Origin of the sequence: Acinetobacter zhairuonensis (genome assembly GCF_022601715.1) — a bacterium.
Taxonomy (GTDB): Bacteria; Pseudomonadota; Gammaproteobacteria; order Pseudomonadales; family Moraxellaceae; genus Acinetobacter.
The window spans coordinates 73,227-98,001 of record NZ_JAKVIM010000014.1 but is presented as its reverse complement, the minus strand read 5'-3'; the positions used below and the strand labels follow the sequence as shown (position 1 = coordinate 98,001).

General features: G+C 38.9%; 27 protein-coding genes and 1 pseudogene. 17 read left to right on the top strand and 11 right to left on the bottom strand.

The window, feature by feature from the left end; genetic code table 11:
* Positions 1-855 (top strand): exodeoxyribonuclease VII large subunit (locus tag MKI85_RS12235; protein ID WP_241628005.1); only part of this gene is annotated, 855 nt, incomplete at its 5' end.
* The gene (xseB, locus tag MKI85_RS12230) at positions 848-1,042 is read left to right on the top strand and encodes an exodeoxyribonuclease VII small subunit (RefSeq protein WP_241628004.1); all 195 of its coding nucleotides are present in this window, start codon (positions 848-850) and stop codon (positions 1,040-1,042) included. The genes MKI85_RS12235 and xseB, both read left to right, overlap by 8 nt.
* Here the strand turns inward: xseB and MKI85_RS12225 are convergent.
* Positions 1,039-1,655 (bottom strand): annotated as a pseudogene (locus MKI85_RS12225) (DUF6988 family protein). The gene xseB and the pseudogene MKI85_RS12225 sit on opposite strands and share 4 nt — an antisense overlap.
* A gap of 290 nt (positions 1,656-1,945) precedes the next feature.
* On the opposite strand from MKI85_RS12225, the gene MKI85_RS12220 reads away from it, so the two are divergent.
* Genes MKI85_RS12220 through MKI85_RS12200 form a run of 5 tightly spaced genes read left to right on the top strand, consistent with a single transcriptional unit; the run spans position 1,946 to position 5,712 of the window.
* Positions 1,946-3,067: an HNH endonuclease gene (locus MKI85_RS12220; protein ID WP_241628002.1), complete on the top strand. Its 1,122-nt coding sequence runs from the start codon at positions 1,946-1,948 to the stop codon at positions 3,065-3,067.
* The gene (locus MKI85_RS12215) at positions 3,060-3,425 is read left to right on the top strand and encodes a MazG nucleotide pyrophosphohydrolase domain-containing protein (protein ID WP_241628001.1); all 366 of its coding nucleotides are present in this window, start codon (positions 3,060-3,062) and stop codon (positions 3,423-3,425) included. Before MKI85_RS12220 ends, MKI85_RS12215 begins: the two co-directional genes overlap by 8 nt.
* Positions 3,426-3,427: 2 nt before the next feature.
* Positions 3,428-3,829, top strand: coding sequence for a (deoxy)nucleoside triphosphate pyrophosphohydrolase (locus MKI85_RS12210; RefSeq protein WP_241628000.1), 402 nt, complete (start codon positions 3,428-3,430; stop codon positions 3,827-3,829).
* 2 nt (positions 3,830-3,831) lie between these two features.
* A complete protein-coding gene (locus MKI85_RS12205; RefSeq protein WP_241627999.1) occupies positions 3,832-4,650 on the top strand; it encodes an HNH endonuclease in 819 nt (272 codons plus the stop codon).
* Positions 4,651-4,674: 24 nt separating this feature from the next.
* Positions 4,675-5,712, top strand: coding sequence for a hypothetical protein (locus MKI85_RS12200; RefSeq protein WP_241627998.1), 1,038 nt, complete (start codon positions 4,675-4,677; stop codon positions 5,710-5,712).
* A gap of 4 nt (positions 5,713-5,716) precedes the next feature.
* Here MKI85_RS12200 and MKI85_RS12195 read toward each other — a convergent pair whose 3' ends face one another.
* Genes MKI85_RS12195 through MKI85_RS12165 form a run of 7 tightly spaced genes read right to left on the bottom strand, consistent with a single transcriptional unit; the run spans position 5,717 to position 9,156 of the window.
* Positions 5,717-6,214 carry a hypothetical protein gene (locus MKI85_RS12195; protein WP_241627997.1) on the bottom strand — a complete coding sequence of 166 codons (498 nt, stop codon included), beginning with the start codon at positions 6,212-6,214 and terminating at the stop codon, positions 5,717-5,719.
* Positions 6,215-6,223: 9 nt separating this feature from the next.
* On the bottom strand, positions 6,224-6,637 hold the full coding sequence (locus MKI85_RS12190; RefSeq protein WP_241627996.1) for a DUF1064 domain-containing protein: 414 nt from the start codon (positions 6,635-6,637) through the stop codon (positions 6,224-6,226).
* Positions 6,634-7,728 (bottom strand): replication protein, encoded by a 1,095-nt coding sequence (locus tag MKI85_RS12185; RefSeq protein ID WP_241628008.1) that lies wholly within the window; start codon positions 7,726-7,728, stop codon positions 6,634-6,636. The genes MKI85_RS12190 and MKI85_RS12185 overlap by 4 nt, the downstream gene beginning before the upstream one ends.
* 26 nt (positions 7,729-7,754) lie before the next feature.
* Positions 7,755-8,063, bottom strand: coding sequence for a hypothetical protein (locus MKI85_RS12180; RefSeq protein ID WP_241627995.1), 309 nt, complete (start codon positions 8,061-8,063; stop codon positions 7,755-7,757).
* Positions 8,060-8,380, bottom strand: a complete 321-nt coding sequence (locus MKI85_RS12175) for a hypothetical protein (protein ID WP_241627994.1) — start codon at positions 8,378-8,380, stop codon at positions 8,060-8,062. Before MKI85_RS12175 ends, MKI85_RS12180 begins: the two co-directional genes overlap by 4 nt.
* 43 nt (positions 8,381-8,423) lie before the next feature.
* Positions 8,424-8,912 (bottom strand): phage regulatory CII family protein, encoded by a 489-nt coding sequence (locus MKI85_RS12170; protein ID WP_241627993.1) that lies wholly within the window; start codon positions 8,910-8,912, stop codon positions 8,424-8,426.
* 55 nt (positions 8,913-8,967) lie between these two features.
* Positions 8,968-9,156, bottom strand: coding sequence for a hypothetical protein (locus tag MKI85_RS12165; protein WP_241627992.1), 189 nt, complete (start codon positions 9,154-9,156; stop codon positions 8,968-8,970).
* A 102-nt stretch (positions 9,157-9,258) separates the two neighbouring features.
* Between MKI85_RS12165 and MKI85_RS12160 the strand changes: the two genes are divergently transcribed.
* The 8 genes from MKI85_RS12160 (at position 9,259) to MKI85_RS12125 (ending at position 13,920) form a co-directional block, all read left to right on the top strand.
* On the top strand, positions 9,259-10,002 hold the full coding sequence (locus MKI85_RS12160; RefSeq protein ID WP_241627991.1) for a S24 family peptidase: 744 nt from the start codon (positions 9,259-9,261) through the stop codon (positions 10,000-10,002).
* Positions 10,003-10,073: 71 nt separating this feature from the next.
* Complete coding sequence (locus MKI85_RS12155; RefSeq protein ID WP_241627990.1) at positions 10,074-11,246, top strand: type I restriction endonuclease; 1,173 nt, start codon at positions 10,074-10,076, stop codon at positions 11,244-11,246.
* 52 nt (positions 11,247-11,298) lie between these two features.
* Positions 11,299-11,637, top strand: coding sequence for a hypothetical protein (locus tag MKI85_RS12150; protein WP_241627989.1), 339 nt, complete (start codon positions 11,299-11,301; stop codon positions 11,635-11,637).
* 277 nt (positions 11,638-11,914) lie between these two features.
* Positions 11,915-12,139, top strand: coding sequence for a hypothetical protein (locus MKI85_RS12145; RefSeq protein ID WP_241627988.1), 225 nt, complete (start codon positions 11,915-11,917; stop codon positions 12,137-12,139).
* Positions 12,136-12,423, top strand: coding sequence for a hypothetical protein (locus tag MKI85_RS12140; RefSeq protein ID WP_241627987.1), 288 nt, complete (start codon positions 12,136-12,138; stop codon positions 12,421-12,423). Before MKI85_RS12145 ends, MKI85_RS12140 begins: the two co-directional genes overlap by 4 nt.
* A gap of 12 nt (positions 12,424-12,435) precedes the next feature.
* A complete protein-coding gene (locus tag MKI85_RS12135) occupies positions 12,436-13,509 on the top strand; it encodes an ATP-binding protein (RefSeq protein ID WP_241627986.1) in 1,074 nt (357 codons plus the stop codon).
* Positions 13,506-13,649 carry a hypothetical protein gene (locus MKI85_RS12130; protein WP_241627985.1) on the top strand — a complete coding sequence of 48 codons (144 nt, stop codon included), beginning with the start codon at positions 13,506-13,508 and terminating at the stop codon, positions 13,647-13,649. Before MKI85_RS12135 ends, MKI85_RS12130 begins: the two co-directional genes overlap by 4 nt.
* Before the next feature lie 4 nt (positions 13,650-13,653).
* Positions 13,654-13,920: a helix-turn-helix domain-containing protein gene (locus MKI85_RS12125; RefSeq protein ID WP_241627984.1), complete on the top strand. Its 267-nt coding sequence runs from the start codon at positions 13,654-13,656 to the stop codon at positions 13,918-13,920.
* Here the strand turns inward: MKI85_RS12125 and MKI85_RS12120 are convergent.
* The 3 genes from MKI85_RS12120 to MKI85_RS12110 form a co-directional block, all read right to left on the bottom strand.
* The gene (locus MKI85_RS12120; protein WP_241627983.1) at positions 13,917-15,119 is read right to left on the bottom strand and encodes a tyrosine-type recombinase/integrase; all 1,203 of its coding nucleotides are present in this window, start codon (positions 15,117-15,119) and stop codon (positions 13,917-13,919) included. The genes MKI85_RS12125 and MKI85_RS12120 overlap by 4 nt on opposite strands.
* A 153-nt stretch (positions 15,120-15,272) precedes the next feature.
* The gene (locus MKI85_RS12115; protein WP_241627982.1) at positions 15,273-19,793 is read right to left on the bottom strand and encodes a translocation/assembly module TamB domain-containing protein; all 4,521 of its coding nucleotides are present in this window, start codon (positions 19,791-19,793) and stop codon (positions 15,273-15,275) included.
* A 32-nt stretch (positions 19,794-19,825) separates the two neighbouring features.
* The gene (locus tag MKI85_RS12110) at positions 19,826-22,594 is read right to left on the bottom strand and encodes an outer membrane protein assembly factor (RefSeq protein ID WP_241627981.1); all 2,769 of its coding nucleotides are present in this window, start codon (positions 22,592-22,594) and stop codon (positions 19,826-19,828) included.
* 202 nt (positions 22,595-22,796) lie between these two features.
* Between MKI85_RS12110 and MKI85_RS12105 the strand changes: the two genes are divergently transcribed.
* Together MKI85_RS12105 and coq7 are read left to right on the top strand one after the other, a co-directional pair.
* Positions 22,797-24,116: an MFS transporter gene (locus MKI85_RS12105; protein ID WP_241627980.1), complete on the top strand. Its 1,320-nt coding sequence runs from the start codon at positions 22,797-22,799 to the stop codon at positions 24,114-24,116.
* 4 nt (positions 24,117-24,120) lie between these two features.
* Positions 24,121-24,756, top strand: a complete 636-nt coding sequence (gene coq7 / locus MKI85_RS12100) for a 2-polyprenyl-3-methyl-6-methoxy-1,4-benzoquinone monooxygenase (protein ID WP_241627979.1) — start codon at positions 24,121-24,123, stop codon at positions 24,754-24,756.
* The last annotated feature ends 19 nt before the right edge of the window (positions 24,757-24,775 follow it).

Here is a 24,775-nt window from a genome sequence, read left to right as displayed (position 1 = left end):
TTGGTCAATAAGAACAAGGGGCTTCCAACACCCTTTGATATTCAAAATGTCCTGGTCATTGCCCCTGAAAATGCTGCTGGTTTGGGTGACTTCCGTAAGGATGCCGATGTTTTAGATCGCGCTGGTGTTTGTCACTTTGTCTATCATTCAGCAACATTCCAAGGTAATACAGCTCCTACCAGTATCATTGAATCTTTAAGTGCAGGTTTAAGACAATGGGCAACTGATTTTGATTCCCCACCTGATCTGATTGTGATTATCCGAGGTGGTGGTGCGGTCAATGATCTAGCCTATTTGAATGACTATGATTTGGCCGCCCTACTTTGTAAACGTTCAGTACCGATCTGGGTAGGTATTGGCCACGAAAAAGACCGTACAATTTTAGATGAAGTGGCCAACCGCTCTTTTGACACCCCTAGTAAAGTGATTGGCGGGATTCGAAATCTGATCCAAGAGCGAGTAAAGAATGTGCTTGAGTCACTACAGAAGATAAAGCTGCTCTCTCAACATCAAATCACGGCGTATCAAAGTCAAAATGATCAATACATCAAAGTGATTAAGACGCTTGCACAAAACCAAATCAATGAAGCAAACAGAACACTCGAGTTAATGAAGAGCGATACCCAATACTTTGCTCAATCTCAATTGAAACTTGCCTCTACTCAAATTGAAGGCTTACTCCGCGAAACTCTTTTACAAAACCCTAGAAATGTAATGGCCAAAGGCTACGGGATTGTCCGTAGTGAAGGCAGAGCTATTCGTTCTATCCAACAAATATCAGGTGAAGCCATCCAAGTAGAACTGCAGGATGGTCTTATCGAAGCCAATGTGACACAGGTGATTCAACATGACTAAGAAAGAATTAAGCTTTAAAGAGGGATTCGATATTCTGCAGAAAAATGCTGAATTGCTTGAATCTCAAGAACAGCCAGATATCGATAATTTGATGCAAATTGTTGAAGAATCGATGAAAGCTTACAAAGCCTGTAAGTCACGCGTGGATGCTGTGCAGCAGGCTTTGAATGAGACGTTTAAGGATTAATCTAATTGCATACAATCAATAAACTTCTGTTTCGTATCTTTAACTTGTTCTAATATCAAATTTGATCCTGTAAGCATAGCTAATAGATAAGAAGCTATATACATCAAGTTATTGGATTGTCTAATGATAGGAAAAACTAATTCTCCAGGATATCCATGCATATTTCGCTTAACAAATGTAGTCCTGAATGAACATATGAATTCAAAGCTTTCCATGAAATTTCTTTAAACCTTATTAGTTGAAGAACAGTATGATGAGAAGGTGTATTTTTGTCTTCTAGTTGTTTTAACATTTTAGATATTGGTGGTAATTCTTTATTGTTTCTATCCGCACGCTCTTCACTTAACTCACCCACAATTAGCTCTAACTGATCATCTGATGCAACATAGAAAGCCCAGAGAGCCTTAACTAAAGCTTCATACTGTAATCTAAATAGTGCAAAAGCTGACGTGTTGCATTTTGCTTTTGCAATTAAAAATCTTAAACTTGCAGCGTGCTCTATGGATATAAAACCTAACGAATCAGCAGCTTTATATCGAAATGACTGCTCAGATAATACCCCATTAGCAATAGGTGATATTAATTGCCCCTCAAAATGATGAGATGCATACAACAAACCATCAATTAACTCTTCACTAATTTCCAAACTTACCTCTTAATTTTTATTCTAATACAGTTTAATTAACCCAAAACTTATACTTTCTTGAATTTTTTCTCAAGGCATAAAAAAGCCCATCTTTTAAATATTTAGTGAATTACTTCTCTTCGCCCCCTATCTAAGGAACAAGCCATATGCTTTACACAAGATCAAATTCGTAAATTTTCAAAGAATGGCTGTTTTGTTAATGCTTTTCTGATTAAAATTCTTAGGCTTTCAAAAAATTTATTATTAAATCAAATATTATGTCCGATGTTCTAAATCTTCACTGTATTTATGTGGCTGACCCTAGCTATAAAAATTTTCTTACTGGCCTAAATGAAAATATTTGGGGCTTTAAAGGTTTAAATGACAATGCAAACCAAATTAAAGCCGGTGACTATTTACTTTTTGCTCATGCATTACTTGGCCCTGTGAGAAGCCGATTTTCCGGACAGTTAACTCAATATGTTCTGGCAAAAGTGACCAGCAATATATACACGGTTAATACTACCCAGGACGAAGATAACCCTAAAATATGGGATGATGAGAAAGGTGAAAATATTTACCCACATCGTTTCAATTTTAAGATTCTATCTGCATATCCATCTTTAAAATTTAAGGATAGTAGCTACTCCTTAAAAGCTGAATCTTTCACTGTAAATGAAGACCCTCTTGTTGCCAAAATCTATGAAGCGTTCCGCTACTCTTCATGTGTTCAAGGTAGAAATGGATTAATTTCAAATATTTCACTTCGCTTAAAAGAAAATGAAATTAATGATAATTCATTAAAAAATTTAAGTAACATATTTGACTTATCCTCGTCTATTCTAAGTCGGAATAGTGACAAAAAAGTATTTGATAAATTCCAACCAGGCAAAAAGTCACAAACTTTTGAAGTTAATCCAGATGAGAATATTGATAATGAAATCTCAACTATTCAACAGAGTTCATCTTTAGCTGAAACAGAAAAAGAGCGGCTTATACAATCACGCTTAGGGCAAGGTCAATTTAGACGTGATATATTAAAAAACTTTAAGAGTACGTGCCTCCTAACTGGTATTAAACACGAATCTCTTTTGCTAGCGAGCCATATCAAACCCTGGAGCGAAAGCACAAATGATGAAAGGATTGATGCTAGAAATGGCTTACTTTTATCAGCACTTATGGACAAACTCTTTGATCGCTATTTCATTACTTTCGAACCAAAATCCCTAAGACTGATTATGTGTAACGATCCTTTAATTCATGACATTATCATTAATCATCAATTGTTAGATTTTGTGATTAAAGTTCCATTCAGAGGTAAAGATTTAACTATCTTTAAAGAATATATGCATAGTCATTATAGTAAGTTTAATCAAATTAATGAGAAACGATATGGATAAAAGTAATCTCCAAAAAGCGGAAGAAATTCAAAACTTATTAATTTCAAAAGGTTTTACTTGGCAAAGCCATGAACAAGCTAAAGAAAAAGTTTTAGAAGAAATTGAAGAGTTATTTATCGAAATAAATTCTCCACAAATGGACCAAGATCGTGTTGAAGATGAATTTGGTGATTGCCTTTTCTCTTTACTGAATCTTGCATGCCGCCTAAATCTAGATTCTGAGAAGTGTTTAGGTTTAGCTATTTCAAAGTTTGAAAAAAGGATCAAATTTGTTGAAGATCAAGCAAATCAAGAAGGCTTAACTATGCAAGATGTTGAACTACATCAGATGCTTCAATGGTGGAAAGCAGCGAAATAAAAATGAAATCCTATAACGTTGTTGCTGCAGTCATCCAATATCAAGGGAAATTTTTATGTGCTTTAAAGGGCCAAAGTAAGTTCCCCTATCTTTCGAACACATTCGAATTTCCTGGTGGCAAAGTTGAACCTGGTGAAACTTCAGAACAGGCATTAATTCGAGAAATCAAAGAGGAGTTGAATCTTGATATTCAAGTTCATAAATACTTGGTTACGGTTGACCACTCTTATCCTGACTTCAAAATTCTATTAAAAACTTACCTATGTGAGTGCCAAGACATTGATAAATTGTTGCTCAATGAACATATCGGTATAGAATGGCTTTCCGTTAAGGAGCTGCAACAACTTCATTGGGCTGCTGCAGATATACCAATTGTTAATTACTTACTTGATAATAAGATTTAAAAATGTTGAAAGATTTTAAAGATTTGCAACCTGGCATGACTCTCGATAATGCTGGCCTATGTGCTTATTTCGGCTGTTCTCCCCAAGGTGGCATGCGTAGATCACTCAAAACGAATACTTTAGTGATTATTTCGAACCACGTTGAATCAATTTATGATGATAAATGGATCGGTAATGAGCTCCACTATACTGGTATGGGCCAAGTGGGTGATCAACAGCTTAACAGCCAAAACAAAACATTAGCTGAGAGCCATACTAATGGTGTGTCAGTTCATCTATTTGAAGTCTTTGTCGACAAAGAATATATCTATCAAGGTCCGGTTACATTGGTTCGTGAGCCGTATCGTAAGGTTCAACAAGATGCCAATAAGAAAGATCGTGAGGTATGGATTTTCCCTCTTCAGCTTACAGAATCACAAAGCACAATCACTATCGACACCGTGATTCAATCAAGCCAGAAGAAACAGCGGAAATTTAGTAAAAAATCGACTGAACAACTATTAGAAGATGCTAAAGCTTCTGCGCAGACTGATGTTGGATATCGTAATGCTAGCACAAAATACTATATTCGATCAGAAGCTGTCGCACTGCTAGCTAAACGACTGGCTAACGGCATCTGTCAGTTATGTGATCAACCAGCACCATTTAAAGATAAGTTTGGCCAACCATACTTAGAAACGCATCATATTGAATGGTTAGCTAACGGCGGTGCCGATAGTCCTGAGAATACTGTAGCTTTATGTCCAAACTGTCATAAGAAAATGCATATTGTGAATGCAGCTGAAGATCTGCAAAAGTTAAAACATCTTAAAAGCAATTGAAGCTCGAAATACAAAAGTACTCAAATGAATATTAAAGAATTTTTCATAGCTTTTGGAGCATCAACCTTCATTGGCTATTTATACATGTCTGGTAGATTAATAATTGAAGGATACACTACTCCAACAGGTTACGACTATCTCGATCTGAACTTTGATTTTGGAGATTATGTATATACAGGAGTGTTTTATAACATCATTCTTTTAATAAAACCCTTCTCAATTGTGCTATCTGCTTTACTTTTAATTTTATTATTTTTTAGATCTGAAATTTCAGTAAGAATCAGAAAGTCTAAGTCTAGAGGACAATACTATCTAATAATTTTCTGGAAAAAATATATAAGAAAAGAAACAAATATAATTCATTCTCAAATTTATAGACAAATCAGAAGTAGAATTCAGCGTGATTCAATCAGATATAGAAATCAGTTATTTCCTAACTTTTTATTGATTTCATATTTTATTCTAATATTTTTTACACTAACAATTTACACTGTATTGATATTGATCATTAACTTTTCTGAAAAAGGAAAAGAAGCTTCTAAGACAGATGTTTTAAAGAAAACCAACTTTGTACAAGTTGATAATAGGCAATTATTTAAAGTGATTTGTGGAAAATCACAGTGTATTTATGCAAACAAAAGCTATGATTTTTTCAAGAAAATCAAAGAAGACAATTACGAAGTTCGAAAGCTTCCAAAAATTCACACGCAATCAAGTGAAAGTGATATTGCTATCTATCAACTTTCAGCGAATATGGTCAATAACTTAGAAAGAATTATTTATATACAGATTCATCCAGGTAAAAAGACTCCTTTAAACTCTCTTGAATATAGATTGCATATAAAACAGAGTCTTCCTTACAAACCCAATTTTCATTTTGAAAAAGAATGCTATAAAGGTTTCCAAGATGATTTCACTATAAGTGTCAACCAAATAAAGGTCAAAGATAAAGATGATCTCCCTTATTTCGTCGCTTTTAAGATTCCTGAAAATAAACAAGTGAACTACATTGAAGTCTTCAATCCTGGTAAACAAATGATGAATTTTAATCACTGCAAATAATAGTTTAATAACTTATAAACCCATACCGACTATGCAACGCAGCCAGACCGCACTTTACATCCATACGTGCATCCATCTGGCTTCGTTCATTTGTCACCATTTCAGCCCATGAGTTGCCATAAAAGTAGCGGCAGATAATCGCTTCCATCCAGTCATCCAGAATCTCGGATTGTCCTTGTATATCTAAAATTAGACGCTGTACTGCGCGAGCTTCATTGTCGTTGATCTGGCAAGTAATACGGCTACGCTTCGCTTTAGGTGGCTCAAAGTCACCAGCAAGATAGTCCACGATGATTTGCTGTTGCTGGGCTTTTGTAAGCTTCTTGTATTTCTGAGCCTTCACCGCATTATCCATAGCGACTGCAATTGGATTGATACTTTTCCCACAAGTACCCGATGCTGAAAACATCCATGCCCCAAACTGATATAACCATCCTTCCAAGTCAAAACGAGACCAATCTATAGTCTGCATAATATGTCTTTTCTCAACCGCTGCATTCATGCTTTATCCTCAAACTTCTCTTACGTCTATGTTGTGCACTGTTTTCATCAAGTGTTTCTTGTTGCGATAACTCGCTAATTTTCTTGTCGCTGCTGACTTCACATCCTCCACTACAAACTCTCCAGTAATGCGGTAATAAGTGAAATCAGCAAAATATCGTAATGCTGGTTTTGCCCTTTTCTCCCCTTCAATCTTTGTCTTCGGTGCCAATTCAAATTTAGTATGGTGCTTTAGATCTCTGATCTCACCACGTTGCTGCATCGCTTTAAGTTCGACATACCGCTGAAATTCCTTCTTGCTATCGAAGGTCATTCCATCCAGTTCAACCTTCATGGCTTTGAACTTATTCCCTTTGCTCTTTCCCTTCGGTTGATTGGGCTGTGGAAACATTTCACGGTACTGGGAAACGCTGATTGAGCTCATGCCACCTCCTTCAAGGTGCCAGAGAAACCAACTTGTTTCAGATAGGGTTCCCATTTTTTAGCTTGAGTTGGGTCCATCAGCTTTATTTTGATTCTTGATGCTAGTTGCTCGTATGAGTCACCTGGAGCACTGTGCTTACTTGCGAACTCAGGAAGATGTGCAAGTTTCTGCGCAAACGCTGAGATCTGTTTCTCTGTGAGTTGTTTGGGTTCGCGCTTGGTATTCGCAGATCCACTTGCTGGAGATGCATCCACCATGGTTCTTGACGCAGCTTGTTTTTCGTATTTGTAATACGCACGAATAAGCCAATCAGCAAACAGGTAGATCAAGAATTGCGGATTATGATTTTTGCCTTCGTTGAAATTTTCAAATGCAGATAGCTCTCGAGTGAACCAGATTGCTTCAGTGATTTTCTCAACAGGAATTGAATCATTAGCCAAAGCAATTTCATCTTTCAAATTTTTTAAAACAAGCCAGCTCTCTTTTTTATTTTGAGAGTGTTTTTTGATAGTTTTAGTTTGTGGGTTAAAATTCTTTACCACTTGCGGTAAAAATTCTTTACCACCTGTGGTTAAAATATTTGACCACTTGTTGTTTAAGGTGGTTAAAAATATTGACCACATTGGAGATTTATCCACAGCATTAAGGTGGTAAAAATTTTTAACCAGTACTGATTTCTGACTACCAAGATTTAAATAAAATTCGACTTTATTTTGAGCTGTATTTTCCCCATATCCAAAGTGGTAAAAATTTTTAACCACCTCTTTTTTGAACAAAACGAATGTCTTCACCAGCACTTTTTTAGATGGAAATTTAATGATATTGCCTATGTCGTAGTTATCCACTGGCGAGAATACATTTCCATATTTAGATTGGTGGTGCTTCTTAATCAGCCCTACTTCTTCAAGCTCAGTTAAGCATTTAATGACTGTGGGACGACTTTTCCTAGAGAGGCTTTCTAGCTGGCGTAATGAAAGCGCATCGCTCTCCTTAGTCCAACCACGAGTTTTACGGATAATCAGTAGGTAGATCTTCACAGATGCATCGCTGATCTTATTCATTGCTTCATCCACAAACGCATTAGCGACCATGAATGAGTTTGGTATAAATTTATTACTCACTCTTCACCCGCCTTTTCAATAATCTGTATAAAACGACCAAACATCATGATTCGCTCAGCTCGTAACAGGCTTGCGATGATTTCTCCTGCATACCAAGCCGAGATTCGATGTTCGGTCATTAGCATTTCTATTAATTCATCACGCATCACGGCCGCATTCGCCTCGTCGCGGTTAATCCTGCGTAAGTTGGATTTCCTGATATCCAGCAAACCTTCTAATGTGCGAAGTGCTGGGTCAAACCATGACTGAACACCTTGAACATGTTTATGCTCAGGTTGCTTCTTAAGTACCTTGTTGGTAATCATGGAACCTCCGCGATAGAGTGTTCGGCATTGCTTAAACGGCGTTTGGCATTGAGTTCTGCTACTGTAGCTGTGCGAATCACTAATCCTGACACACGGCCAATTCGATGGTCCGTATGCCAATACTTCCCATCAAACCCTTTTAATGTGAACAGATCTGTTACTGACAGTAGGTCGAGGGTTTTCAGCACCACGACATCGCCAGGCAAGAAATCTGCCTTTGGCTCAAAGCTCACTAAGCAAGTTGAGCATTGTTCTTCTTTAAATTCAGTGCATTTGCCAGCACATGGGTGTTGTGTTAAATTTGTATTCATATTCATTTAATTAGCCTATTTGATGAATTAAGAAGCCTGATCTAGTCCATCAGGCTTCGTCTTTTTCTAAGCCAGAAGAAAACTTCTGCATTTGTTTGTTTAATGCCATATCTGCAGCTTTAGCGTTTTCAATGATTCGATTGAGAATTTCGCTCGCTTCTGCATACTCTTGCGGAGTTACTTTCCCATCTTCTAAAACTTCAAAAACTTTCTGATTCGCCTTACCGTTTTCGACGTTCATTTGAAGTAATGCTTCCACGATAGTCATCTGGCGATGGTCACCATCCTCACCAGCAGGAACCAATACATACCCAAGCATGTGCGCCCAAACCTTCAATACGGTCGGATTCCGTGTGAGCAACATGATTACCTCAAACTTCTTTAAGCTTGGATCATGGTTCTCCATGTTTGGATTGCCGTAGTTGCAGATTGTTTTGTGCGAATCCCCTGTTACCTGAGCTATATCCTTAGGCTCATAACCTTCTGTGAGGTTAATCATCTCGTGTATTGCTAATCGCGTTTCTCTTCTTAGTGTCATGTGAATCTCTGATTTTGTTCACGTTTATCTAAAACATTGACCGAGGCATAATTGGCTATGCGGTGAGTTGTTGGATGTTGGCTTTAACCTTCCCTTTTGTTTTGATTTGCAACAAGGCTTGGGTTTCTAGAGATATGCCCTTGTTTCGCCATTTACTAACAGCACCCTTGCTATAGCCGATCTTCTGAGCTAACTCGGAATCTGTTTTAACCTCGTAGTGAAGCTTCAATTCATCTACAGTCATAGTTTACCTTTATAAACTTACAGTTTCCGTTAGTAAACCATAAGTTTCTTCATATATCAATACGCTTGTTTACTATAGGAAACTAGAAATGAGGGATTTTGTATGACCAGTATTAGCGACCGTATAATTAAAAGAATGAAGGAGCTGGGTCTTCGACAAACCGCAATAGTTGAAGCTACAGGAGCCACGAAAGGAGCTGTATCTAAGTGGGTGGCTGGAACAAACACGCCTAAAGCTGAATTTTTACCAGCATTGGCAGCTGTACTAAAAACATCTCAAAACTGGCTCCTCACCGGTGAAGAAGAATTAAAATTTAATAATTTTAATATGCAAGACTTTATGAATCAGCATAATTTGACTGGCAAAAGTGACGCTTCTTTCAATGTAAATGAATTGCACAAGCCAACAGTTATTGATTATGAAACAGAAAATGGGTTTATTTGGATTGATGTTGTCGAAGCTAATTTTTCTTGTGGTGTTGGCGAGTCAATAGAATTTCACTTTGATGTAATTAATGGGAAATTCCCTTTCCCGCCATCATTTTTTCAGAGAAAACATGTCGACCCAAGCTGCATGAGAATTATTAAAGCCAAGGGCGATAGCATGTCTGACTTTATCCATGATGGAGATATGGTTGGTATTGATATTTCTCAAACTGAAATTGTAGACGGTGAAATCTATGCTGTTTACTTTGAGGGAGAAGGAATGATTAAACAGATATTCAAAGAAGAAGGTGGAAAGCTCACTTTACACAGCCTTAACTCTAAATACAGAGACCGTGAAGTATCTGAGCAAAATGGTTTGAATTTCAAAGTTATGGGACGTCAATTCTGGCGAGCTGGGTAAATCCCAGCAACCCCATAACAATAAAATATAATTAATTAAATAAATTACTTACAAAACACAGAGGGTAAAACATGGATAACTTTTTAATAAGACTTAAAGACCATATCGAACATGTAAAAAAAGTAGGCAGTCACTGCTCTACAGAAGAAACAACTAAACAAGCACTAATCTTGCCCTTGCTAGATATATTGGGATTTAACCCTTACGATCCAACTAAAGTCCTTGCAGAATTTGCTGCCGACTTCCCTGGCGTCAAGGCTACTGAGCGCGTTGATTACGCTCTATATTGTAACGGCCAGCCTGTTATGTTTATTGAAGCAAAACCTTATTCCTCAGACCTAACGAATCACGCCCCACAGTTATCTAGATATTTTAACAGCAGCTTAGGTGTTACCATTGGGGCAATTACCAACGGTAAAGAGTGGCGCTTCTTTACAGACCTTATAAACACAAACGTGATGGATGAAAAACCATTTCTAACAATTGATTTTACGAAAGCTCATCCTGAGGATCTAACGCAATTAGCAGAATTCAAGCATGATAATTTCCATGCAGAAAAACTAAGATTTTTTGCTGAAGAAAATCAGTATATCCAGCAATTTAAGACAGTTATCAAGAAAAGTATCAATGAAGTAGATATTGATTTTGTTCGCTATGTAGCACAGCAAGCAAACATCCAAAGACAATTAAATACAAAATTCTTAGAATCAATTCAGCCATTTGTACAACAAGCAGTACAGCAAGCTATAAGTGATACTGTTGTAAAAGGCTTATCTTCTCCTACTATCATCACAGCTCAACCAGTTGAGCCAAAAGTAATAGAAGAGCAACCTAAAACAACTGAAGTTACCCCAGAGCCTGATTTTATTGTTAATCCTGATAATGAGAAAATCATTACAACTAAAGATGAGCAAGACTTGCTTCGAATTGTGACTGAACTATTTCCAGAAGTTGAACTAGAAGGCCGTGATACAGAATCTTACTACTCTGTCCTTTACCAGAGCAAAACAAATAGATGGCTCTTTAGATACGATGTAAATCGTAAACGCCCAACAATTCAGTTCAATGTTACTGTTGATGATTCTCGCAAAACCGAACTTGAACGTGCTGGATTGGAAGTTCAAAACAATGGACAAATTTTTATTGAAAAGCCAGAGCATATTTACAGAATGGTTGGCATTCTTAGGGATAGCCTTGAACACTGCATGAATGATGAAAACTTTAAGCGTGCTTCTAGCCAATAATTAGAAAATTGAAAACTAGGGGCTCCCCCTAGTTTTTCTATCAGGTGACTCAATGAGATCCAAATTACTTTTTACATTAGTGACACTATTTGTTTTTACTGGGTGCTCAAAACAAGAATCCGCTCCGCCAGTGACCGACTCAGATACGTCAGCACAATTCGAGAAGTTAGATGCTGTTATTGATGGGTATCTTGATAAATTAGACAACCCTAAAACCTCTATGACTGAACGCAAACAGATCCTCTGCGTTGATTATCCAAATGTTTACAATAAAGAGTATGCGCCGCTTTTGCTTAAAAATTTTCCTCAAGACTACACGCAAGCAAAACTTGACCAGGATCTAAAATTAGCTCTGGATTACTATAAAGGCAAAGACAATATTCAATGTTAAGGTCTTATTTCTTAAAACTGAAATGAAAATTTAATAAGCTAATATTAAGGTCACTTGCACAAGACCTGTAACAACAAAGCAGCACAAACTAACCCATCCATGTGATGGGTTTTCTTTTACTTATCTAATTCAAAAGTTTCCATCAATAAAAATATGTTTCTCTTAGTAAACTATTTTATTGACATTAAAGTTTCCCTTGGTAAACTTAACCTCGTAAACACGAAAAAGCCCTGACATCTTGGCGGACACAGGGCTTTGCAAACTTTGCGAGGTCATTATGAAACAAACATCAAAAACTATCAAGAAGAGTCCTGCAACGACTCCCCTGTATCAGCCACCTACTCCTGCCAATACAGTGCAACACAAGTCATCGGGTCTTGTTCCTGTATCTGTTTTAATCATTGGAGCGGCAATCGCTTCTGGTCTTTATAGCTGTACAGCAGATCAGCATGCAACTACTGCCCAAACTGAATACCTTATTAAAGCAGGAGTTAAGCCATGAGTAACTTCTGTAAAAACTTAGGTCGTGATGAACAAGGCAATCTACGCCTTGAACTTGGAACTAAGTATCCCGTTGTCTATGTAAAGAAAGGTCTCGAAATTTACCGCGAGACCGCATCAGGTTTAGTTCTCGTTACTCCAGAAGAACACGCGAACAAAACTTGGATTGCAGAGAACTTTAGCCGCGAACGTCGAAAACAAGTGGCAGATGTTCTACAGCGTACACACATCCCTTCACAAGACCGTCGTGCGTTTAACAAACGCATGGGACGAGTTTGGGCTTAAGGAGTAACGGATATGACAGTTTTCTTTAAAAAAGCTCAACGCAAGAATGCAAAACTACGTTTAGCAGTTGCTGGTCCAACTGGATCAGGTAAAACTTTTGGTGCTCTTCTTCTTGCCAAAGGAATTGGTGGACGTATTGCTGTTGCTGACACTGAGAATAGTAGTGCTGAACTATATGATGACCTTGTTGAGTTCGAGCATGCCAACATTCAACCTCCATACACACCTGAAAAGTTTATTGAAGTGATTAAAGCTGCAGAGAATGGTGGGTTTGATACTTTAATCATCGATAGCATCACGCATGAATGGTCTGGAATTGGTGGATGTCTTGAAATTGTAGACAAACTTGCCAGCACTACATTTAAAGGCAATAGCTGGGGTGCATGGAGTGAAGTCACTCCCCGTCATCGCAAGTTTGTAGATGCAATGCTTCAATCGAGCATCAACATCATTGTTACCATGCGCTCGAAGATGGAAACCGTTCAAATTGATAATGGCAAAGGGAAAAAGAAAGTCGAAAAAGTCGGTATGAAAGCCGAACAACGTGATGGCATTGAATACGAGTTTACAACTGTACTTGATATCACTCATGACAACTATGCTTTAGCTACTAAAGATAGATCCCGTATCTTTGCAGAGCCTCGCCCAATTACAGAGGCAGACGGCGTGTTACTAAAACAATGGCTTATGTCTGGTTCAGCTAATGCATGCATCAATGGAAATCAGTACTTCGAACTTGAGGCACTCATGCATCAAGCTGGTATTGATATTGCTAAGTTCTGTGAAAAGCGTGGATTAAACAGTCTCCATGATGTTCTTCAACAGAAATTTGATGAAACTTGTGAAGGTGTAAAAAGAATCATAGAACGAACCAATCACACGGCATTAGAAAACGAAAAGCAGCTCCAAGCAGAGCATGAGGCACGGTTGGATGATGATTATCAAAGAGCTCTAGCTGATATAAAAGATGCGAAATCTATTAATGATTTGAATCATCCTGCGGATTATTTCAGGGGCTCTAAATACGAAGTTCAGATTTTAAATGCATGCCAAGCAAAATCTGATATGGAGGGCTGGTCTGTATGAAATTCAAATACTCAACAAAAACCCGAACACTCACAGTGTTCGGGGCAAAGATGGACCACATTTTCCACAATGTAAGTGTCGGTGAAATTGAAGAACTTGTGATTGATGCGAAGTTTAAAGAAGCGCTTTGGAGGAAGTAAATTGATGAAACTTAAATTAGATCAAATGACACAGCAAGATAAAGATGCGCGTTTAAACCGCTTTTTATTAGCACCAGAACAGCAGCTATTTCCTCAAGAAGATGTTGCCATTTATCTGGATTGTTCAACCCACACCTTGCAACGGCTCCGCTGTGTCGGTGGTGGCATTCCATACACTAAAGTTGGTCGTAAGGTAGCTTACAAGAAAGCGGATGTACTCAACTTCCAGCAGAAGCAAACAGTAATGAATACAGCTCAGCTTGCTTCTTAATCGAAGCAGTTGAGCCTACCCTGATAAACGGCTTCAATGTCATTCATTGCAAGCCGTAATTTTTTCACTGATACCTGAACATAGCCTCCAGTCACATCGTTTTTTGCACCAGATCTATGGTTTAGTAAACGTTTGATGGTATATGGTCCATAGTCCAAATTATTACAAATCGTAGCGAATGTTCTTCGTAAGTCATGCAGTGAAATTACAATACCTGTTTGCTCTGCCAGGGTTTCTAATAAGCCCTGAGCACCAGAAATATGTTTCGCTTTTGACACCATTCCAGAGCCAGGAAATACATATTCATTATTTCTCAACTCATATCTCTGCTTGATGATTTCAAATAGATGGTCGCCCATAGGTAGTAAGTGGTCATCTCCATTTTTCGGATCTTTAAATACGAACACCCCTTTTCCAATATCGACATTTTCCCATTTCAGAGTTTGTGCCTCATTGCGTCGACAACCTGTATACATGATGAATAGGACCAGATCCCTTGTGGCATTCTTACTCGCATCTTCATACAGAGATCTTTCCGTATAGTAATTTAAGACTGCATTGTAATAGGTGTGAATGTTTGTCTCATCCAAATGCCTTGTTCTTGCTTTAGCTTTATTCCAACCGCGCTTTGCTGGAATCACATCTACTGGATTATGTTTAAGGATTGGGTTTTCATCTGTTGAGTAATGTACTTGTGCAAAACGCCAGATTGACCCAAACATTTTTAGAGTAAGATTTCCTTGTGTTGGACTGTACTCGGTAAGCTTGATAAATCGATCAAATACATCCTTCTTTGAGATTTCAAAGATTGGCTTATTTTTCCAATCTGAAAGGAATGTATTAAAACAATGATGGTAGGTATTAATAGATAGCTGTTTTAGTTTTCTTTGGCTAAGGTAAAGCTCAAAAGCTTGTTCAAAAGTCACTTCGTCATGGCTTTGTTTATTCTTCTCATACACACCGTTTGCAATCTCAGCCAATATCGTTTGAGCTTTCTTTCTAGCTTCGACTGGTGTGATTTCATTCGTCTTGCCAAGCGTGACGCGATACAGCTTCCCATCGTGCCGTCTCTCAACAATATATGACTTGCTTTTTGTAGTGACGCGGACAGCAAAACCAATGAGGTCTGAATCACGATAAATGGATTGCCCTTTTTTAGTTAATCCAATAGCATCAACATTAGACTTGTTGAGTTTCATATCAAGCTTAATCTACAAATTCGACACTTGCATTTTAATCCTGAAATCACTCAACAGTCTACATATAGTCTACACACCAATTTCAAGCGCAGATTAAAAACATAATAATGCATTTAAAAACAATATATTATTAAATATATTTATTTCTAAATACTAGAAGCGCCAGTTATAGAAGAAATCTATCGCCCGATCAACTGATTGGCTCGCTTCCAAATATAATTTCTGGTTCATCTGATAACGTAATGTTAATTTGTTGACTGGTGTAAACACGCCTACACCATAACGAATATAAAGATCAGGTGTGATATAACCTGTCACACTGACTTGTGTGTCATCGCCTGTACCTTGCGCATCTAAAGCCAAGCCACTTAATCCGAAAGATTGACCCAATTGATTGGTAAAGGCACGTGTACCACCCAAGCCCATACTAATCCCAGCAGCAGCAATGGTGTTGTTTACATCAGAACGGAATGTCTCAGACTGGTTAATATTATTGGCGCCTTCATTAATACGACCTGAAATTAACGCATTCATCGCTTCTTGTTCGGTCAGGCCACCATCATTGTAGACTTGAATATTTGGATTGCTTGCCGTACCTGTGACCCGCACCCCAACAATTGTCCCCTGAATAATTTTATTGGTATCGACATCTAAGGTTGGGTTTGCCAAAGGACCATTGAAACGAGCAATCGCACGGTTTAAATCTAAACTTTGCCCATAAGCTTCAATTTTAACTTTTTGACTAACACCAATCGCACCATTCGCACGCATAGCGGTTTCAACACCGCGTTGTGTTAAATACAGACGCCCCAACAATGGAATTCGGCTATTAAAACCTTGAAAGACCACTTGCTTACCAAGGTTAATCATGACATCAGCTTTAATATCCCAAGGCCGCGCAGACTTCAAGATTGCCAACTGATCTTGACCTTGTTGAACAATTCGGACATCCGAAGAAACATCGACCACAGGTGCAGAAGCTTCAGGCATTGAAATTAACGCACGCGGTACATCAACATCACCTTTTAATATCAGCTTTTTCTGGAAAGGCATAATATCTAGGCTAAAATCTGGTGTGACCAATGCCGTAATCAGCGGTGCTTGGCGAATGAGTAAATTATCACCTTTAAGGTTTAACTGAATTCTTGGATCATTTTTCCAATCAATGTTACCCGTTAACTTTCCTACACCTTGACCGCTGTTGAATGCTCCGTTAATGGTGGCGTGATCACTACGTATAGAAGAATAAACTTGTACATTGGTGAGATTGATCGGCAGTGAAATCATGCTGATCGCACCATCTTTCAAACGCATTTCACCTGTTAAACGGGGTGCCAACAACTCGCCACTAATCTTACCCGCAAAAGACAAGGTACCACTTAATGTTCGAATATCCTGAACAAAGGGTTTGAATACTTTTAATTGCACTTCATTGAATGCAATTTCACCTTGCATTGGCTTTTTAGGTTTAAATGGATCAATAATGACATTGGCATAACCTGTACCAATTTCTGGTGTTTTAACATCAAAACGAAGCTGTAAGCCTTGAGTCACACTTTTCGCATTTACAGAAATTTCATCATAACGTAGAGTAGAACCCATATCTTGCTGATCTTCAGCAGCAATCCCAATAACACCCTGACGCGATACCATCCGTGCATCAATTTTCGGTTTACTGCCTTGCGTCCAAGATGCTTTGGCATATCCATTGGCTCGACCCGTAATTGCCAAACCTTGCGGCATAAATGCAGCAAAGTCATTTAAATCGAGGTTTTTAGTAATAAAGGAAATATTACCTTTGGCTTTGCTAATACGGACAGGTTGATCAAAACATAATTCACTTTGTTGACTTGCCCAGCAATGTGCCCCCACAAACAATTCCGCAGTATTTTGGTTATATACCACCGAAGCATTTTGACGTTGTACCAATCGTACCCGTACCGAGTCGAAGTCACCTTTCTGAATCTGACCTAACCACGAGTTTTGACCGTTAAAGCCACCTGCAAGCTGCACATAGAATTTACTAAAACGGTTATTTCCTTCCACTTTTAAAACATGCGCTTTACGCGTACCTGCGAGAGTAACAACCCCATTTTGAATTTCACTATTACCACTGCGTAAATTATTCATTTCTGCTTTGAGCAAGCTTGGTATGGTTTCTGATGCGGGTAATTGCCCTTGAATACGTAATTTACGCATACTGAGTAAGTTACCCAAGCGGAAATCATCCACAGCTAAATTGGCGGTTGCTTGTAACCGTGGCTGAGACTGAATGTTGAGATAGCCATACGCTCGCCCCCTTAAACCACTATATAACTCATACAAGGCAGGCGCATTAATTTTAAGGCGTAGATTTTGTGCATTGCCTGTCGCCTGAATTTGATTCTTAGCATAAGACATATACAAGTTATTGGCTTCGAATTGCTGTGGCAGAAAACCTTTTTGATTGTTATTCAACACCAATGCAAGATTTCCTGTACCTCGTACAGGTTTGTTATTGATATAGCCTGCTACATTCAATTTTTGAATATTGATACGCTTCAAAGCATCTGACCAAAAGCCTTCAGTCTGAACATTCCCCGACAATTCACCACGTAGCATGGAAACGAAATATTGTGGCTTAAATCGAATCAGGGATGCATTAATATTCCAACCAATGCCTTTGCTTAAATCCAATTTGCCCTGCGCAAGAATTTTACCTGCCGCACCATCATGCTGCAATTGATCTATTTTTAGTAATATTGGCGTACCCGAGATTTTGACTTTTAACAGACCGTTACTTTCTTGTACTTTGCTGGATTTAAGTGCACCATCGTAGTTCACCGCAAAACTTTTAAATCCACCACCGGCTTTAGCATCATGGAATAATACTGCAATGGTACTTTTACCAGTTAATTGCACCGTTTCCTGTTGCGCCTGCTGTGGCATATGCCCAGTTAGGTTAATTCCTTTCAGTTCAATAATATGCTGATTTGGCTTGGCATAACCGCTTGCCTGTAGTTGACCATTCACCAAATCTACCGGAGCAGCAGCAACCACTGTTTGCGGGTTAAAGTCCTGCGCTTTAACACTCGCATCCCACTTTAATTGAGCCTTATCAGTTGGTAACACAATATTGGCTTGTCCGCTTAGACTTCCTTTATTGGCAACATAATTAAAACTTGGGACTTTTAAGACATTGTTCTTTAGTTCTAACTGAGCCTTATATTCACCTGCTGGTAATAAAGCGGTTTCATGCTGCCCTACATTTGAAGCAACTGTTATATTTTGCTGACCTTCGATGAGTCGAATCTGAACATCACCAGATTCGCTCTTTAACCATCCGATATATGGCATGGCACGGTCAATATTTTTCCACGCAACATCAAGCAACATCGGATTGGCTTGTTTATCTTGGGCTAGATTCTGATCAAGTTTTAAATTCCAAGTTTCATATTGGTCAAAGTCCAACAAACCTGTTAGATGTAAGCCTTTTTCCAAACGACCTGTGGAAGCAATTTGCGCATCTAAGCTAGGCGGAAGGAAGTCTCTCACTGCCTGTGGAATAATCTTTTCTTTAGGATTAATTTGGTTTAAACGACCTTTCACATCCCAATGTACATATTTTTCCCAACTGACCAAGCCTTTTGCATCCACAGTGCCATTCATCACCTGACCTTTAAATTGGTCAATGTTCAATTGATGCACCAAGTCGGTATGCATGACGGCGGTATATTTTCCTTTAGGCAGATTCTGTCCCGATAAATCCGTCGACAAACCTAAATTAAGGCGTTGAATATCGCCTTGATAACGTAAAACTCCAGCTTGGGTAAAAAGTTTTTGTGCTGTTAACAGTGGCCAATGATAATTTTTAAAGTCCAACTGACCGAACATCGGAACATGATTTCGCACGGGATGTACCACGCCCCAACCTGAAAGCAAATCAGGGGTGTTGGTCGCAAAACCAGCAGCTATAGTATCTAAACTCCCTTTTGCAACCACCTGAATATCATGAACATTCAGACTGTTGTTTAGGGCAGGAATATTGATTGTAGCTTTTGCATTGAGTGGATACTTACCATGAAAATCCATATCGCCTGTGGCATTACGAATTGCAAGGTAACCCATATTTACCCGAGAGTCTTGAAACTCAAGTTTGGTGTTTGACCACAATGCTTCATTCAATTCAATGTCATTAAACTTGACCGCAGCAGCATGTGTCTTAATTAACAAATGGTCAACATCTGCATGATCCAAACGAAGGGTAAACGGCAGCTTAATTTCTTTAAACTTAAAGGGTTCACTACTCGGCGGTAATTTGGTAATGACTTGTAGATTACGGACATCTGCATTATATAAATGAATCTCCTTATGTACTAAAGCACGCCAGCCCAAGCTTACTTCGGCACGATCAATTTTGACATCTACCGCAGACAAGGACACCAGCACATTTTTTAAGATAATCCCTTTTAACAGATTCCCACCTTCATATTCATAATGAATAATATGTTGGCGCTCTAGCACACGGTTAAGTAAAAACTTACTGCCTTTATCCGTCGAAAACATAATGGCAAAAGCTGAAACAAGCAAAATCACCAAAATAAGAAGCGTTAATAATACGCTCCTAAAAATACGTCGCTTTTTAGGCACAGGTGATTCGGATAATTCTTGTTTTTGCTGTTCTTCTTCAGCCATAACCTTCTCAAGTTTGAAATTAAGTCTAAATGTTAAAGTGGTGAACCAATAAAGAAATGTACCCGAATCGGATGCCCTTCATCGGAGATACCAGAGGCAACATCAATACGTAATGGTCCAATTGGTGACTCCCAACGCACCCCTAAACCAACGCTATATTCAGTATCATTACTAAAGTCTTTATCGTAAGCATTACCAAAATCACTAAAAACTGCAGCACGCCACCCTTCTTTGAATTGGTAATTGTATTCAAGTGACCCGACTGCCAATGCTTGCCCCCCTATTTTAAATCCATAAAATTCAGGAGAAAGACTCTTATAATCAAAGCCTCGAATTGATTGATCCCCACCTGCTAAATAGCGAAGATTATAAGGAACTTTATCAAAGTCTTCTGTCAGGATATAGCCTAGATCGCCACGACCTACAAACTGATGATCGTTATTTTCACCGAGTGAATAAATAAAACGCCAACCTGCATTTAAAATTGCCATATCTGCATCAGAAAGCAAGGCTTCACTTCCTAATTCAATTTTATAAATTTGCTTAAATCCTTTTGTTGGATTTACTCTTTTGTCCATGTCAGTTCGGGAGGCCTCATAACCCACCAATAAAGACTCTTGCTCTGTGTCACCATTTACAAAGAAGGTAATTGGTATTTGGTCAAAATAAGCAAACTGATAATCTGTAAGTCGATCTAATCGATAACGTAATCCAAAAGTATGTTGCCAATTCCCCATAGGGCGCTTAATAATACGATCTACACCAACTACCGCAGACTCAGTCGTTAAACTAGCCCCTTCACCCAGATCCTTATCAACTTCGCGCTCATAACCGCCAACCAGACTGATGTAGTCATTTAATGGATGGTTATAGGGGATGTTATAACGTGTATCAATCGCCTGACGAATTTCAGACAATTCAAAGTTGGCATCAAAAGAATGACCACGTCGGTTTACAATGGCGCGTCTGTATGTTGTTCTTAATCGTGGACCTGTATCTGACCCCCAACCCGCACCAACTTCTGCACTATTAAGTCGGTCTGCATTCATGGTCACAATGACTGGGACTTTTTGTTGATCACGTGCTTGGACTTTAAGGCGCTCTTCTTCTTGCTCACGTAACTCTTGTTGTGAAAGTTGCGTTTGCACTTTTTCATCGGTCTCTTGATCTTCCGTCCCTGCAAACTGATCTTCATTAACAACAGACTGTGTCACCTCTTTGTCTGAATTGATATCTTTTTGATCTTGAACTTGAAGATCGCTGCTGGCAATTTTTTCCTGATCGACCAAAGCCTGTAAGTCAGGTGGAAGTTCTAGAGGTACCGCTAGCGGATCAGGACGTACCGCATCGACCAAAGTAAAATTGAAGTAACGCGAGTTGGTTAAATTATTGGCCAATGTATTGACACGCCACAAAGCATAATCGGCACCATCTTCCCATGGTACCATCATTTTTAAGATATCCATGTCTAATGGAAAAGGCTTAGATGGATCGCTCATACGAAATTCTGCACCCGCCAACTTATAACGTCCACCCGTTTCAAAGCGTAAATTAATATCGGCAGTGTTCTCTGGCTGGGCAACTTTGACATCATGTAAGCGCCAATACGCGTCAAAAAAACCGTTATTGGTCGCAGCTTCTACAATCCGCTTTTTGGTATCTTCGTATAAACCATGATTCAACACATCACCAATATCAAGTTCAGGAAGTACACTGATAACCTGAAATTGCGGACGTTCTGCACCAGCACCACTAAACTCAATATTTTGCTCGGCAACCAATACAGGTGCATTCGGTTTAATGGTCACTTTTACGCGACTGTCGCTGGTTTTCTCAAAACGAAACTCTGCCTGATAAAAACCAACCGCCTGCGCTGCCAGATTGGACAAACTTTTTAATTGTGGCAGTGCGGCATTAAAGTCCCCATATGATTCTTGGGTGAAGCTAGAAAGCTTGCCACTGACGTTATTTTTTAAGTTTAAGATGGCTTGCTGATATTCTTTATCGGGTAGATCTGGATTGGTATTTTTCGCATCTACAATCACAATGTCCGCTTTAATACGCGGTACTTTCGTGTTAATCAAATCATTTTTTGGCGGTCTGATTTTATGATACCAACGCTTAAAGAATCCCTTTTCTTCCACTTCAGGCTGAGTTTCAAAGCTTTGTTCAGCTAAAGTTTTTCCAGACTCATTGGCTTCAACAACAATCTTACTGTCTGCCTGAATGCTATTCATCAATCGATCAACATTTACAGGTGCTTGATTAATTTCAGTTAGCTCTTGCGGGGTTGGATTACGCACCACGACTTCTTGGGTTTGACCTGCGCGATATCTTTCTGCTTCAGCTTTGGCAGCATTGGCCTCATTATAAATTTCATTTGCCATGTTTTGATCGACTGGCGTGTCTGGCAATTCTTCTAAGTCTTCAAAGGTAATAGGCTTAAAAGCCTCAATTTGATCAGTATGCTGGACTTGATGCTGCAACAGCGTATAACTATCAGGTGTGCCGACTTTATCTTGATAGTTTTGAATTTTTTCTGCTTGTTCGGAACGACTCAAGTTTTGTGCATCTGCCTCTACTTGAATCTGCGTATTCAACTCATCTTTTGCAGCTTGTTGAATACTAGATACGGCAGCCTTTTCAGCTTGAACTACCCCCACTTCTTGCGCGAAAGCATGTTGGGCAAAAAACATTAAAAAAGCACTCAAACACAGACTTTTATTGGTATGATTCAACTCAAAGACAGAGTTGATACTTAGTGTCAGAGCCGACTTTTTAAAATTCGTTTTTACAAGCATAGAATACTCTAAACTCATGACAGGTCTGTTCAATAGACCTTCGTATTTGTAATGAAAAGTTTAAAATTTATACTGGCTAAAGAACTCAATTTTATTGATTTTTTTCACCACAGCATAGGATTGAAATATCATACATGATTTTCTTTGCTATTTTACCAGATGCTCACATTTCTTAATAAAACTTTATGAAGTTCACATTGTCATGGAAAAAAAAGAAAATCTTTTAAGCACTCGTCGTTTTTTACCGATGTTTGTGACGCAATTTTTAGGTGCATTGAACGACAATGTCTATAAACAAGCCTTATTACTGGTGATTACTTACGGCTGGATTAACCAACAAAGTGCCAGTGTGAGTACCCTAAATAATCTGGCAGCTCTCCTGTTTATTCTGCCTTATTTCATCTTTTCAGCGACAGCTGGTCAAATTGCGGACAAATATGAGCGCGCAAGTTTGGTTCGTGGTATTAAAATCCTTGAAATTATTATCATGCTGATTGGTAGTGCTGGCTTTTTATTGGGTCATCTATGGCTATTACTGCTGGCACTCTTTCTGATGGGAACACACTCGACCTTTTTTGGACCCATTAAATACGCCATTTTGCCTGAAATTTTGAAACCAAATGAATTGATGTCAGGCAATGCCCTATTTCAATCGGGTACGTCCATGGCAATTCTGATTGGTATGATTTTAGGTGGTGCCGTGATTTCAGCTTCAGATGGTAATTTACTTTGGATTAGCCTCACCATTGTAACCATTGCAATTTTAGGATTTATCTCCAGTCAGTTTATTCTCCGACAAAATGTCACTACGCCAGATTTAGAGATTGACTGGAACTTTTTCCGCACCAGTTTTCAAACCATAAAATATGCCAAGAGCATTCCGCTGATCTATTTAATTCTACTGGGTAACTCGTGGTATTGGTTTTATGGCGCAACATATTTAACCCAAATTCCACAACTCACGCAGCAAAACCTACACGCATCAGAAAATGTCGTGAGCCTATTATTGACCTTTTTCTCTGTAGGGATCGGTATTGGTTCGTTGTTATGTCGCAGAATTGGCGGTACACAAGTCAATCTCAAAATGGTTCCGATTGGCGCCATTGGCTTAACTGTATTTGCACTTTATTTAGCAGCAAGTTTAGCTTTTGTTCCTGAACGTTCAGGTGAGCTATTACATTTGGCTGATGTGTTCCAGCAAAGCTGGAGTTATTACCATGTGATGTTCGCTGTGACTTTGCTGGGTATCAGCGGCGGTTTTTACATTGTACCTCTGTATGCCATGATGCAAGCTTATTCGCCTCGATCACATCGTGCCCGCGTGGTTGCAGCCAACAACATTCTAAATGCTGTATTTATGGTCAGTTCTGCTGTTTTTTCTATTATTATCTTAAGTGTCTTAAAAATTGATATTAAAATACTGTTCTGCATCACGGCTGTGCTCAGTGCAATTTTCAGTATTTGGCTGTTGATTCGTTTAAAACCACAACTCAATACAGCTCAAGTTTCTTTAGAGGATTAATCCTATGCGTCACTATACGGGCATCGATAAGCTCATTCACTCTTTTGACCAAGCTCTGCGCAGCTTAGTACCTGGAGCAACTGCGGCACAACGTGAGAATCCTGCTGCCCCTGAAGAAACCCATTTGGCGGTCAGCGAAGCACGTCATGTTGCTGGATTAATGCGTGTGAACCACAGTGGTGAAGTTTGTGCACAAGCGCTGTACCATGGTCAAGCACTGACAGCTAAATTACCGAATGTCCGTCGTGAAATGGAACAAGCTGCAATTGAAGAACAAGACCATTTGGCTTGGTGTGAAGATCGTCTGAAAGAACTCGACAGCCATACCAGTTTACTCAATCCAATTTGGTATGGATTGTCTTTTGGCATGGGTGCAATTGCTGGTATCGCTGGTGATAAATACAGTTTGGGTTTTGTTGCTGAAACAGAGCGCCAAGTCAGCTTGCATTTGCAACATCACATTAGCCAACTTCCAGCTCAAGACTCGCGATCTCGTAAAATTCTAGAGCAAATGAATGAAGACGAACTGCATCATCGCGATACAGCTCTCAATGCAGGCGGGGTAGATTTACCTGTCCCTGTACGTATTACCATGACTGCAATTTCTAAGTTGATGACCAAGACCAGTTATTTTATTTAATCATTAACAGTCTTCATCA